The organism is Brevundimonas sp. GN22, from assembly GCF_054824005.1.
This window is the reverse complement of the sequence record NZ_JSYD01000183.1, coordinates 1,008-13,806: the sequence shown is the minus strand read 5'-3', so window position 1 is coordinate 13,806 and position 12,799 is coordinate 1,008. Positions and strand designations below refer to the sequence as shown.

The window sequence follows — 12,799 nt, the reverse complement described above, 5'->3', positions numbered from 1 at the left end:
AGATGGCGCGTCACAGCCCCGTTGGAAAGACCCCTCTCGACCTTTTAGCAATGGTTGCAGTCGTCCAGCGCCGTCCGCTCAAGCTGAAGCGTGCTGTGGCCGATACCGAAACGGCCCTTCGCCAGCTTTTGCGCCTCGGCCAACAGGGCATCGGCGTCGGCCCGCTCATGCACAATGTGTGCGGTCAGCGCGGCATCGGTCGTCGACAGACCCCAGACGTGCAGATCGTGAATGGCGCTCACCCCTTCCAGCGCCAGCAACTGCTGGCGGATATCTGAAGGATCCAGATGTCGGGGGGCAGCATCCAGCGCGAGGTTGACCGAGTCCTTCAGCAGTCCCCACGTCGAGACCATGATCACAGCCACGATCAGCAGGCTGACGATGGCATCGACGATCGACCAGCCGGTGAACATGATAATGACGCCCGCCAGCACGACGCCCAGCGACACACCCGCATCGGCCATCATGTGCAGGTAAGCCCCTTTGACGTTCAGGTCCTTGTGCTGGTCCTTCATGAAAAGCAGGGCCGTACCCAGGTTGATCACAAAGCCGATGGCCGCCACCACAATAATGACCCCGCTTTGCAAAGGCGCGGGCTGGGTCATGCGGTGGATGGCTTCAAAGGTGATTGCACCGCAGGCAAAGATCAGCAGCAGCGCATTACCCAGCGCTGCCAGCACGGTCGCCTTGCCATATCCATAGGTACGCCGCGGCCCCGCAGCCCTGCGGGCCAGCAAAGCAGCGCCGCCCGCCATGGCCAGACCCAGCACGTCCGAAAGATTGTGCCCCGCATCGGCCATCAGCGCCGATGAACCGGCCCACCATCCTGCGCCAAACTCGACCATGACGAACAACAGATTGACGGCCAGACCCACACCATAGCGCCAGTCGCCCGTATCGGTCGGACCATGATGATGCCCACCTATGTCGTGGTGGTGATGGCCGTGGCTGTGGTCGTGACCGGAGTGGTCGGAAGGGGCATGCTCGTGAGCGTGCGCTGAATGATCGTGTGCCATGCTTTCCACTTGGAACCGTCAATACGCCACGTCAAGCCATCCAGATAACATAACTATCTGAATGTAAATGTATAACTTATCAGCTCAGGCCGGATGGAAGGCCATTACAAACCCGAGCACAATCAGAGACGCGCCCAGCACTACACCTTCATATCGGGCCCAGCGCTCCAGCCTCAGCACGGAATAGCCTGCCATCGCCAGAGAGGTGAGCACCAGCATTCCTGCCATGGTGCCAAGGGCAAATCCGGCCGTCAGAGCTAGAAATACCCCTACTCCGTGGGTCGCTGTCGTAAGATATAAAGGCAGCAGCACTTCGCCGGGAGATGCCGCCATCAGCGCCATCAATCCCCAGAAGGCCGCACGATCGGAAACCTTGGGCTCGTCATGCTCACAGCCCTTGCAGTCCGGCACGGTCGTGCGGTGCCAATAGCGGGCCAGATAGAAGGCACCAAAAAGGAAAAGTAGCGCCGCCGACAGGTGCGGCAGCACACCATGCAGCCAACGGTCGAGCGCCACGCCCGCAACCGCGACCAGTGCTCCGATCATCGCCGTCGTAAGAACGTGGGCCAGAGCGGCCAATACAGCGACAGCCGCCACACGGCGCAGGCTCCAGCTTTGCGCGCGGCCCACCAAAACGAAGGGCAGCCAGTGCGTGGGCAAGGCAGCATGCAGACTGGCCGCGACGAAACCGCCGCCGACAAGCGACATAATAACGGGCTGGGCGAAGTCGGCAGTGCTCATCCACCCCTCTTAATCTGTTATGTTGTAACAGTCGACAGCACTCGCGCGCTATTTTCACGTGACGCATCGCGCGGGGCCACAGCACCTCTATATAAGACCAATGGTCTAGGCACCCCGGCCCCAGCGCCACTTCCCCTTGCAGAAAGGGTGCAATCAGGCCACATCCTGCGTCTGCAAAGGGGAATTCCGGCCTTTAACGCCCGTTACGGCGTTGACTCTTTCGCTACCTTCCGTATATGTCGCCGCTCTTCGCCCGCGGGTTTGCCCGGCGGGCGCATTCATTTTTGCGTTCACGCTGAGGCTTCATATGTACGCGGTGATCAAGACCGGCGGAAAGCAGTACCGGGTCCAACCGGGCGACGTTGTTGTTGTCGAGAAACTCGATGGCGATGCTGGCGCTGCTATTTCCTTTAACGAAGTCCTCATGCTGGGCGGCGACAAGGGCGTTACTGTAGGCGCTCCTGTTGTCGAAGGCGCCACGGTGGCTGCAACCCTGATCGAAACCCGTAAGGGTGAGAAGGTAAAGATCTTCAAGAAGATCCGCCGTCAGGGTTACCGTCGTACCAACGGCCATCGTCAGATGGAATCCGTTCTGCAAATCACCGGCATCGAAGGTGCTGGCGAGACCGCAAAATGGGATGGTACGGTCAACCTGATCACCAAGGCTGAAATCAATGCTCGCGCTCGTGGCCTGGCCCCGCGCGTCGAAGCTGCCCCGGCTGAGGAAGCTCCTAAGGCTAAGAAGGCTTCGGCTAAAAAAGCCGACGCCTAATAGGCCGAGTTTCGTCGGGTCCTAATCCCTAGGGCCCAAATAGAACAAGCGACCGCCGGCGTTAGCTGGATTGTTCGCCAGTAATGACAGGTAGGCTCCATCAGGTTTTCGAACCGGAGCCCACCTCAATAGAGGAGCAGCAAGATGGCTCACAAAAAATCCGGCGGTTCGTCGCGTAACGGCCGCGACTCAGAGTCGAAACGCCTTGGCGTGAAGAAGTATGGCGGCGAGCAAGTGCTGGCCGGCAACATCATCGTGCGTCAGCGCGGCACCAAATTCCACCCGGGCACCAACGTTGGCCTGGGTCGCGACCACACCCTGTTCGCCACCGCGAACGGTTCGGTGCAGTTCACCACCAAAGCTGGTGGCCGTTGTTACGTGTCCATCGTGGCTGCCAATGACGCAGCCGTGGCGATGGCCGCCGAGTAACGCGCTCTGCACTTGTTTCAGATCGCGTTGCCCAAAAAGCAGCCGATCTGGACCTAGGGAAAATATTCCGCGGGGAGTCTGGATCACCAGGCTCCCCGTTTGCGTTTCCCCGCCTCTAAGCCGTCAGAGCCCTTCAAGGAGACGGCAGAAAGAACGAGGCAGTACTCATGTGCGTGATTGAAACTTCCCCCGTCATCGAGACGAGGCGGCTCACGCTCCGCGCTCCGCGTCCGCAGGATGCATCGCGCATCGCCCGCTTGGCGAATGACATCGAAATCGCGCGCATGACGCTGCGGATGCCGCACCCCTTTACGCAGGGCCACGCCGAAGACTTCGTGCTTCAGGTCGCCAGCCAGAACCCTGCCCGCGCCAATACCTTCGTCATCGAGCACGAGGACCACGGTCCGGTGGGCGTCATCGGTATGTTCGAAGACCGAGACCCAATGCCCGAAACCGGATACTGGATCGGTCGGGAGTACTGGGGCCGCGGCTATGCCACCGAAGCGCTGGAAGGCGCTCTGGTCTGGGCGTCGCGCAAGTGGAAGCGCCGCGCGCTGGTAGCCGGTCACTTCGCCGACAATCCCGCTTCGGGCCGCGTTCTGGAGAAGGCAGGCTTTCTGTACACGGGCGAAACCCGTCGCGGATTCAGCAGTGCGCGAGGTGGCCTGACGGACACCCGCCGCATGGTCTGGCTTGCCTGATAGGTGGCTGAAAAGGCGGGACTTTCACCTATCGACGTGTTTTTTCACGAAAGTGCAAAAAGCCTGTTGACCCCCGAGAAGGCTCCCCCTATACCCCACTCATCGGCGGGGCGGAAACGCTCCCTCCGGCCCAGATGGCGGAATTGGTAGACGCGCTGGCTTCAGGTGCCAGTGGCTTAACGGCCGTGGAGGTTCGAGTCCTCTTCTGGGCACCATTTTATCAAATGGCGCTGCATCACAAGATGCGGCGCCATTTGTCTATGGACCCTACACTTCTCCAAAGAACAACCTAGCGGTGGAGTGTGGTTCGTCTATGTTTGGCCCCTGTTGACCGCCGCCTCGACACAGGGTGGCTTGCGAACGAGTGACGCTCCATGACTGTTTATCTGCACGAAGGCGACCTGCCTGACGATCTGGACCTCGGTGCTGTTGTCGCCGTCGATTCGGAGACGATGGGCCTGCGCTTCCGCCGCGATGAACTGTGTGTGGTCCAGTTGTCGTCGGGTGACGGCAACGCCCACGTCGTGCGCATGCACCGACCGGGCTACGACTGTCCGAACCTGAAAAAGCTGCTGTCCAATCCGGATGTGTTGAAAATCTTCCACTTCGGCCGTTTCGACATCGGCATGTTCGAGTTGCACCTCGGCGTGGAAACCCGTCCGGTGTACTGCACCAAGATCGCCTCCAAGCTGGCCCGCACCTATACGGACCGCCACGGCCTGAAGGACGTTGTGCGCGAACTGGCTGGTGTTGATCTGTCCAAGGCTCAACAGTCGTCGGACTGGGGTGCTGCCACCTTGACGCAGGCGCAACTGGATTACGCGGCATCGGACGTTCTGCACCTGCACGTGGTGATGAACCGCCTTAACGAAATGCTGGCCCGCGAAGGCCGCATGGAGTTGGCGCAGGCCTGCTTCGACTTCCTGCCGATTCGCTCGCGTCTGGATTTGGCGGGCTGGGACGAGATCGACATCTTCGCCCACGCCTGATCCTGCTGTAAGAGACACCTATGAGCGAACCCGAGGTCACAGAGGCGCAACAGGAAGCGTTGAAGAGCGCTGACGAAGCCCGTGTGGCCAAGGCCGCCGCACAGTTTCGTAAACGCTCCCAGCGCGTTCAGCGCCTTCGCCGCGTCCTGCCTATCATCATCCTGTTGATCGCAGGCAGCGCCGTGACATGGGTGGTGTTCCGTTCGGTCATGTCCGGCGTCGAACGCCGTGCCAACGAGAGCCGCGAACTGCGCCTCGACAATCCGATGTTCCACGGTCAGGACGCGCAGGGCCGCAGCTTCCGCATTGGTGCCGAAGGGGCGATTCGCTCTGCCGAGACCAATCAGTACAGGCTTGTTAAGCCGCTGCTGGAACTGAACCTTGGTGGCCAGAAGATCACCAAGCTGACCGCTGACGGCGGCACCTATAACGAGGGTGAGCGCAAGGTCATCATCGGCCCCAACGTCAGCATCAGCGACGGCGGCTCGGGCTTTATCCTGAAAACCGACGAGGCAGTGATCGATACCAGCACAGGGATCGTGACGGGCAACAAGGGCGTTCACGGAACGGGCCCCCTTGGAACCATCAATGCATCGGCCTATGCCATCCACGATCAAGGCCGTAGAGTTGAGTTCAAAGGCCAGGGCGACCAAAAGATCAGCGGAACCATCAACCCCTCCGGTTCGAGCAGGTAAGATATGAAGAAGACCAGCATCCTCATCGCCAGCGCAGCGGTCATCGCACTGGGCCTGCCCGCCACGGTCGCCTTCAGCGCCCAGGACGCCACGCGTCAGCCCGTCCAGTACGGCGCTGACTCCGGTGAATACACGCCTGACGGTTTCGCACTGCGCGGTCGCGCCGAAGTCACCCAAGGCACCAACCGTATTCGCGCCGACGCTATTCGCGGTTTCACCACCAATGGTCAGCTGACCCGCGTGGAAGCCAGCGGTAACGTCTATTTCGTAACGCCTGACCAGAGCATGCGCGGGAACAATGCCGTTTATAATCTGAATGACGGCTCGGTTGTCGTGACCGGCGACGTCATCCTCACCCAAGGTCAGAACGTCCTGTCGGGCGGTCGCCTCGTCTATAACGTCCGCACCGAGACCGCCCGCATTGAAAGCGCTGGCAACCGCGTGCGCGGCGTCTTCTACCCGTCGAACTAAGGACACCTGCCCCTTGGCGCGTAAGGAACTGTCGGCCCTCAATCTTGCCCCCGAGCCGGGTGTAACTGCTGCTGGCGAAGTGGCGGCCGATACTGCACGTCACGGGCTCCGGGTCGAGCATCTGGCCCGCAGCTTCGGCCCGCGTCAGGTCGTGCGTGACGTCTCGCTGACGGTTCAGCGCGGCGAGGTTTTCGGCCTGCTGGGGCCAAACGGCGCGGGCAAGACCACCTGCTTCTATATGATTACCGGCCTGATCCCTGCCGACAGCGGCAAGATCTGGCTCGATAACGAAGACATCACCAGCCAGCCGATGTACCAGCGATCGCGCATGGGTCTTGGCTATCTGGCGCAGGAAGCGTCGATCTTCCGCGGCATGACGGTCGAGCAAAACGTCGCCGCTGTGGTTGAACTGCGTCACTCCTCCGCCCGCGAGGTGAAGGAAGAGACCAACCGCCTGCTGGAAGAACTGCGCATCGACCACCTGCGCAATGCCCCGGCCACCGGCCTGTCTGGCGGCGAGCGTCGCCGCGTCGAGATTGCACGCGCTCTGGCCGGCAAGCCCAGCTTCATGCTGCTGGACGAGCCCTTTGCCGGTATCGATCCGCTGGCCATCGCCGACATCCGCTCGGTCATCCGTTATCTGTCGGGCCAAGGCATCGGCGTTCTGATCACCGACCACAATGTCCGCGAAACGCTGGATATCATTGACCGTGTGGCCATCATGACCTCGGGCGCTGTGCTGTTCGAAGGCACCGCACAAGAAGCCGTCGAGAGCGAAGAGGTTCGCCGCGCTTACCTGGGCGAGATGTACGGCTAAGCGCAATACAGCTTTAAGCCGCATCGCCCGCACGGGACTCACCATACGTTAACGGCTGTCCGCCACAGTCACGCTTGAAGCAAGTTTCGGGCCACACCCGACTTGCGCAGTGTTGGCATCCATTCGGGGGAATGTGCGCGTGATCGGGCAAAGGCTTGAGGTCAGACAGGGGCAGGGGTTAGTCATAACCCCCCAGCTCCAGCAGGCCATCAAACTGCTGCAGCTATCCAATCTCGAGCTTGAGGCCTATGTCGAGGCCGAGCTGGAGCGCAATCCCTTGCTGTCGCGCGACGAGGCCGAAGCGCCAGACCAGCCTGCCGACACACCGTCCGCCAGCGAAACCGAGTTGACCTTCAGCGAGGGCACGCCCTCCCCTGATGGTGCCCTCGATGCCCCTTCGGACGCGCTCTATGACGCTGCTCCGGGTGAACGCAACGAGGTCCAGACCGACGCGCAGCCAGGCCTCAGCGACTGGTCCCGCGCCGGCAATGGCGGCGGTTTCGACCACGACGACTTCGAGCGCCCCGACGAACACGAACTGACCCTGTCCGAGCACCTGCAGGCGCAGGCCTCGCTCGCGGGGTTTACGCCCAGTGAACACGCCATCGCCCTGACGCTGATCGATAGCGTCGATGAGGCGGGATATCTGCGCGCTAACCTCGGCGAAATCGCCGAGCGCCTGAATGTGCCCATGGAGCGGATGGAACAGGTTCTGTCCCGCTGCCACGGGTTCGAGCCATCAGGCGTCATGGCCCGCTCTGTGCCCGAGTGCCTGAAGCTGCAATTGATCGACTGCAACCGCTTTGATCCGGCTATGGCCGCCTTGCTCGACAATCTGGACCTGTTGGCCCGTCGCGATCTTGCTGCCCTACGCAAGATTTGCGGCGTGGATCAGGAAGACTTGTCGGAAATGATCGCCGAGATCCAAGGCCTCACCCCGCGCCCCGGTGCGGGCTTCGGCAGTGAACCGGCCCAAACCATCATCCCTGACGTCTTCGTTCGCTCCGATCCCGCAGGCGGCTGGAAGGTCGAGCTGAACAGCGACACCCTGCCCCGCCTATTGATGGACAAGCGCTATCACGCCGAGGTCACGGCCAGCGCCCGCAGCGACGTAGACAAGGTCTTTGTCGCCGATTGCGCATCGCAGGCCAGTTGGCTGGTGAAGTCCTTGGACCAGCGCGCCCGCACCATTCTGAAGGTCGCCAGCGAGATCGTGCGCCAACAGGATGCCTTTATGGCATTCGGCGTGGAGTTCTTGCGACCCCTTACGCTCAAGATGGTCGCCGAAGCCATTGAAATGCATGAATCGACCGTCAGCCGTGTGACATCCAACAAATACGTTTCGACCCCGCGCGGCGTGTTCGAACTGAAATTCTTCTTCACCGCAGCGCTTCAGTCGAGCGACGGCGGAGCCACCCATTCGGCCGAAGCTGTCCGGTATCGGATAAAGGGATTGATCGATGCCGAAGATGTTACAGGCGAGGTCCTGAGCGACGACCGGATCGTCGAAATCCTGCAAGAAGCGGGCATCGATATCGCCCGCCGAACGGTCGCTAAATATCGGGAAGCCTTGAAGATTCCGTCTTCGGTCGAACGCCGCCGCCAGCGCAGGGCAGCCTGACCCCCATTCACGGCAAAGGTTACTGTTTCCCACATTTCAGTGATCGCCGTTGACACCAAGTCGGAAGAGCCGCGTTCTATCGACATGGCTATGCAAGTTCAGGTCACCGGAAAACAAGTGGATGTTGGCGAAGCGCTAGGCTCGCGCATCTCAGAAGAACTTGAAAATGGAGTTGGCAAATATTTCGCCCGCGGCGCCCAGGATGCCGAAGTCGTAGTGTCGAAGGACGGTTTCGGCTTCCGCGTTGATTGTTGGGTTCGCCTTGCTTCAGGCCAACCGCTTGTCACGACAGGCTTTGGCGGAGACGCCCACGCGGCCTTCTCCGATAGCCTCGACAAGCTCGAGAAGCGGGTGCGCCGCTATAAGCGCCGTCTCAAGGACCACTATGCGGGTCCCAAGGGTCTGTCTCCCGAGAAAACCGAGGATGCAGCCCGCGAAGTGGCGCAGCTCACGGTCTTTCGGAACCCCGACAAGATCGAGGACGAGAACGAGTTCGGCGATGTCGCCAACGCCAATGAGCCACCGCCTCTCGGCATGGTCATTGCCGAAACCGAATCCGAGATCCGCACCCTGACGGTGGGCCGCGCAGTGGCCGAGCTGGATATGACTGGCTACCCCGTGGTGATGTTCCGCAACGCCGCCCACGGTGGCTTGGCGGTCGTCTATCGGCGCCCTGACGGCAATGTGGGTTGGATCGATCCAGAGCGCACTGCACGCAAGGCGTAATTCCCCCTTCTAGGGAAAATTACGCGACGTCTTTTGTAATGTGGGCAAAACCTCTAAAAGGCAGCGCCCTGTTCTCTATGGGCCGTTGATCGGAACTGAGATGGATATCGCAGATTTGCTGCCGCCTGACGGCGTAGTCTTGCGCGGGGCGGTGTCTTCCAAGCGCCAGGCGCTGGGGGCTGTCGCCGATGTGGCAGCCAATGCGTTCGGCCTGGACGCATCCAAGGTTCTTGAAGCCTTGCTGGAACGCGAAGCTCTGGGTTCGACCGGGCTTGGCTACGGCGTCGCTGTGCCTCACGCCCGCGTCGAGGGCCTCGAGCGCGTATGCGGGGCCTTTGTGCGCCTTGAGGCACCGGTGGCCTATGAGTCCTTGGACGACCGTCCGGTCGACTTGCTGTTTGCACTGTTTGCTCCGCCGTCGGCGGGTGCAGAGCACCTGCGGGCTCTGGCGGTTGTCTCGCGTGCCATGCGCTCGCCAGAACTGCGTGAACGCCTGCGTCAGGCGCAAACCGTGGATGGCGTGCAGGCCCTGTTCGTGCAAACGGGCAGCGCCGCGGCGGCGTAAACCCGCAGCCGATACTTTGAATATCAAACGGGGCCCTCGCGGGCCCCGTTCTGCTTTTGCGATTAGTGGACCGAAACCGGTGCCATGTCGTGGGCCTGCGCGGTAGCAAATGCTGTCTCGCGGTCCAACATGACCGCCAGTCGCTCTCCGTCAGCGCCGTGCAGGGCATAAAGCACCTGATCCGGAGCCAGTTCGACGTCGATGTCCTCGATATCGTTGATGACATCCTTGGCCAGAATCTCGCGCACATAGACGAGATCGGGCGCACCCAGTGCGGTGAAGTCTTGGTTGGTCATCACAGGCATCATCTCGAACGCCTCCTTAAAGCTAAGGCTTGACGGATACGCGAGCCGGATGCCCGCGTACCCCGTCCCTGTGGAACGAATCCGATCACTCCGTGGAAATCGGTATCTTGCGTGTGGCTTTCTGTTGATCAGGTTGGAACAGGTCCACATGCAGCAGGCCGTGCTGCAGGCGCGAACCCTTCACTTCAAGCCCGTCAGCCAGGACAAACGTGCGGACGAAACCGCGCGAGGCGATTCCGCGATGCAAGAAGGTGCCTTCCGGCCGCGCCGCCACTTCGCGCTTGCCCGTCAGGGTCAGTTGGCGTCCTTCGACGGTCACGCTCAGCTCGTCGGGCGTAAATCCGGCAACAGCCAGAGTGATACGGACCATGTCGTCGATCTGTTCGACATTATAGGGCGGATAGGCGTCGGTCGCGGCGCGCTGGGCGCGGTCGATCAGGGCGCGGGTCTGGTCAAACCCCAACAGGAAGGGGGCATCCATCAAGGACGTGGGTTGGCTCATATATCTACTCCTTAGGCCCTGATAACAGCGACCTCGAAAGCGCATCGTGCTACACAGCCCCGACGCGCCAGTTCTCTATAGGTGGGAACGACGTTCGCCTTTTCAATAAGTCACAAATTCCTATGCATTCTGGTTAAGCCGTTCATTCGGCGTACAGGCCGCAACCCTCATTAACCGAAGCCGTTATTCAGACGTTTCGCCGTCAAAAATTCGAGAAGGGATTCTCATATGAACACCAAGATTGCCGTTATCGGCGCCAGCCTCGCAGCCCTGCTGGGTGCATCGGCCTGCACCACCATGGACCCGTACAGCTCGGCCCCGCGCCGTAACAACACCGGCACGGGCGCTATCGCAGGCGCACTGGGCGGCGCTGTTCTGGGTTATCTGACCAACACCCACAACGGTGAACAAGGCCGTAAGAATGCCCTGATCGGTGCCGGTATCGGCGCACTGGCCGGCGCAGGCGTTGGCCAGTACATGGACCGTCAGCAACGCGCTCTGGAAGCCGAACTTTCGGGCACCGGCGTGGGCGTGGCCCGTCAGGGTGACAACCTCGTCCTGCGTATGCCGTCGGACGTGACCTTTGCGACCAACCAGTCGAACATCGACTCGCGCTTCCTACCGGTCCTGAACGACGTTGCCCGTGTTCTGGCCGAGTATGACCGCTCGGTTGTCGACATCGTCGGCCACACCGATTCGTCGGGCGGCGACGCCATCAACCAGCCGTTGTCGGAGCGTCGCGCCCTGTCGGTCGCCGATTACCTGATCAACAACGGTGTGCTGCGTGAGCGCCTCTACGTGGCTGGCAACAGCTCGCGTAACCCGATCGCGTCGAACGAGACGGTCGAAGGCAAGGCGCAGAACCGCCGCGTCGAGATCGTCATCCGCCCGTTTACCGGCTGATCGACACCCTTATGAAGAAAGGGCGGCTCTCGCGAGCCGCCCTTTTTTTGTGCCTCAGTCCTGCGTTGGTCGCCCGATCGAATGATAGGCAAAGCCGCGTACCTTTAGTTCGGCAGCCGAATATACGTTGCGGAGGTCAACCATTATGGGTTGGCTCATCAGCAGTTTCACGCGGTCCAGGTCCAGCGCCCTGAACTGGTTCCACTCGGTCAGGATCAGCACGACATCCGCACCGGTGATGGCCTCATAGGGCCCCGAGCAATACTGGATATCCGGCAGGAGTTTGGCGGCCTCGTCCATGCCTTCAGGATCGAAGGCTTTGACTATCGCACCCGCCTTTTGAAGCTCCGGCACAATGTCCAGAGACGGCGCATCGCGCATATCGTCAGTGTTCGGCTTAAAGGTCAGACCCAGTACGCCGATGGTTTTACCAGCGACATTGCCGCCTAGTGCATCGGCCACGCGCGACGCCATGGCGCGTTTGCGGGCGTCATTGACCTGCACGGTCGTTTCGATCAGTCGAACGGGCGATCCGGCGTCGGTCGCGGTGCGCACAAGCGCCAGCGTATCCTTGGGGAAGCACGACCCCCCATACCCCGGCCCGGCGTGAAGGAATTTCGGACCGATCCGGTTGTCGAGGCCAATCCCGCGCGCGACTTGTTGGACGTCGGCACCAAGGGTTTCGCACAGGTCAGCCATCTCGTTGATGAAGGTGATCTTCATCGCGAGGAAGGCGTTCGCCGCATATTTGATCAGTTCCGATGTCCGGCGTCCTGTGAACAGGATCGGCGTGTCGTTCAGGTTCAGCGGGCGGTAGAGCTCGGCCATCACCAGACGCGCGCGTTCGCTGTCGGTACCGACTACGACGCGATCCGGGCGTTTGAAGTCGTCGATCGCCGCGCCTTCGCGCAGAAACTCGGGGTTTGAGACCACCGCAAAATCCGCATCCGGACGGCGAGCCTTGATGATTCGCTCAATCTCGTCGCCTGTTCCGACCGGAACAGTCGATTTGGTGACGATGACGGTAAAGCCTTCGATCAGGCCCGCGATTTCTTCTGCTGCCGCATACACATAGGACAGGTCCGCGTGACCGTCTCCGCGTCGCGAGGGCGTTCCCACCGCGATGAACACAGCATCAGCCTGACGGATGGCTTCTGCGCCATCCACCGCGAACTTTAGCCGCCCGTCCCGGACATTGCTGGCGACCAGATCATCGAGACCTGGCTCGAAGATCGGAATGACATTCTGGCGTAGGCGCTCGATCTTGCCTTCGTCCTTGTCGACGCAGGTCACGACGTGACCGAAGTCTGCGAAGCAAGCACCCGATACGAGGCCAACGTAGCCGGTGCCGATCATGGCGACGCGCATAAGCGGTTCCCTTATTCACTGCAGGCACCACTGGCATAGCGGCTGTACCCGACGGACACCAGCGCATCGCACGGTTGTGCGACAAAAAGAAAAAGGACGACTGACTGTTAGGCCAATCGTCCTCAATCTTTCGACACTTCGAACTGTCGGAGAGGAGTTACCTCCTCCCCTTCAGATC

Annotated in this window: 16 protein-coding genes and 1 tRNA gene; 12 read left to right on the top strand and 5 right to left on the bottom strand. The window is 61.0% G+C overall.

What is annotated here, in order from left to right:
• Window positions 1–44: 44 nt before the first annotated feature.
• Entirely contained in the window at window positions 45–1,016 is a 972-nt protein-coding gene (locus OB03_RS14770; protein ID WP_461344671.1) for a cation diffusion facilitator family transporter, read from the bottom strand.
• Between the two features lie 84 nt (window positions 1,017–1,100).
• A complete protein-coding gene (locus OB03_RS14765; RefSeq protein ID WP_242914419.1) occupies window positions 1,101–1,757 on the bottom strand; it encodes a hypothetical protein in 657 nt (218 codons plus the stop codon).
• Window positions 1,758–2,064: 307 nt separating this feature from the next.
• On the opposite strand from OB03_RS14765, the gene rplU reads away from it, so the two are divergent.
• From rplU to OB03_RS14710, 11 genes are all read left to right on the top strand, one after another.
• Window positions 2,065–2,529, top strand: coding sequence for a 50S ribosomal protein L21 (gene rplU / locus OB03_RS14760; RefSeq protein ID WP_242914418.1), 465 nt, complete (start codon window positions 2,065–2,067; stop codon window positions 2,527–2,529).
• Window positions 2,530–2,673: 144 nt separating this feature from the next.
• Window positions 2,674–2,958: a 50S ribosomal protein L27 gene (rpmA, locus tag OB03_RS14755; protein WP_242914417.1), complete on the top strand. Its 285-nt coding sequence runs from the start codon at window positions 2,674–2,676 to the stop codon at window positions 2,956–2,958.
• Between the two features lie 167 nt (window positions 2,959–3,125).
• Window positions 3,126–3,659 carry a GNAT family N-acetyltransferase gene (locus OB03_RS14750; protein WP_461344670.1) on the top strand — a complete coding sequence of 178 codons (534 nt, stop codon included), beginning with the start codon at window positions 3,126–3,128 and terminating at the stop codon, window positions 3,657–3,659.
• A gap of 128 nt (window positions 3,660–3,787) precedes the next feature.
• A tRNA-Leu gene (locus OB03_RS14745) sits at window positions 3,788–3,874 on the top strand.
• Between the two features lie 159 nt (window positions 3,875–4,033).
• Complete coding sequence (locus OB03_RS14740) at window positions 4,034–4,648, top strand: ribonuclease D (protein WP_461344669.1); 615 nt, start codon at window positions 4,034–4,036, stop codon at window positions 4,646–4,648.
• Between the two features lie 20 nt (window positions 4,649–4,668).
• The gene (gene lptC / locus OB03_RS14735) at window positions 4,669–5,343 is read left to right on the top strand and encodes an LPS export ABC transporter periplasmic protein LptC (protein WP_461344668.1); all 675 of its coding nucleotides are present in this window, start codon (window positions 4,669–4,671) and stop codon (window positions 5,341–5,343) included.
• 3 nt (window positions 5,344–5,346) lie between these two features.
• Complete coding sequence (locus OB03_RS14730) at window positions 5,347–5,814, top strand: LptA/OstA family protein (RefSeq protein WP_242914413.1); 468 nt, start codon at window positions 5,347–5,349, stop codon at window positions 5,812–5,814.
• Between the two features lie 13 nt (window positions 5,815–5,827).
• Window positions 5,828–6,631, top strand: a complete 804-nt coding sequence (lptB, locus tag OB03_RS14725; RefSeq protein ID WP_242914412.1) for an LPS export ABC transporter ATP-binding protein — start codon at window positions 5,828–5,830, stop codon at window positions 6,629–6,631.
• Window positions 6,632–6,770: 139 nt separating this feature from the next.
• A complete protein-coding gene (gene rpoN / locus OB03_RS14720) occupies window positions 6,771–8,252 on the top strand; it encodes an RNA polymerase factor sigma-54 (protein WP_461344667.1) in 1,482 nt (493 codons plus the stop codon).
• A gap of 90 nt (window positions 8,253–8,342) precedes the next feature.
• Window positions 8,343–8,978 (top strand): ribosome hibernation-promoting factor, HPF/YfiA family, encoded by a 636-nt coding sequence (gene hpf / locus OB03_RS14715; protein ID WP_242914841.1) that lies wholly within the window; start codon window positions 8,343–8,345, stop codon window positions 8,976–8,978.
• 100 nt (window positions 8,979–9,078) lie between these two features.
• Window positions 9,079–9,543 carry a PTS sugar transporter subunit IIA gene (locus OB03_RS14710; RefSeq protein WP_242914410.1) on the top strand — a complete coding sequence of 155 codons (465 nt, stop codon included), beginning with the start codon at window positions 9,079–9,081 and terminating at the stop codon, window positions 9,541–9,543.
• 62 nt (window positions 9,544–9,605) lie between these two features.
• On the opposite strand, the gene OB03_RS14705 is transcribed toward OB03_RS14710, so the two are convergent.
• Together OB03_RS14705 and OB03_RS14700 are read right to left on the bottom strand one after the other, a co-directional pair.
• Window positions 9,606–9,848 carry a DUF1150 family protein gene (locus tag OB03_RS14705; protein WP_461344689.1) on the bottom strand — a complete coding sequence of 81 codons (243 nt, stop codon included), beginning with the start codon at window positions 9,846–9,848 and terminating at the stop codon, window positions 9,606–9,608.
• 85 nt (window positions 9,849–9,933) lie between these two features.
• Window positions 9,934–10,350 carry an Hsp20 family protein gene (locus OB03_RS14700; RefSeq protein ID WP_461344666.1) on the bottom strand — a complete coding sequence of 139 codons (417 nt, stop codon included), beginning with the start codon at window positions 10,348–10,350 and terminating at the stop codon, window positions 9,934–9,936.
• Between the two features lie 228 nt (window positions 10,351–10,578).
• On the opposite strand from OB03_RS14700, the gene OB03_RS14695 reads away from it, so the two are divergent.
• The gene (locus tag OB03_RS14695) at window positions 10,579–11,253 is read left to right on the top strand and encodes an OmpA family protein (RefSeq protein ID WP_242914407.1); all 675 of its coding nucleotides are present in this window, start codon (window positions 10,579–10,581) and stop codon (window positions 11,251–11,253) included.
• Window positions 11,254–11,307: 54 nt separating this feature from the next.
• Here the strand turns inward: OB03_RS14695 and OB03_RS14690 are convergent, their stop codons facing one another.
• Entirely contained in the window at window positions 11,308–12,621 is a 1,314-nt protein-coding gene (locus OB03_RS14690; protein ID WP_461344665.1) for a UDP-glucose dehydrogenase family protein, read from the bottom strand.
• Window positions 12,622–12,799: the final 178 nt, after the last annotated feature.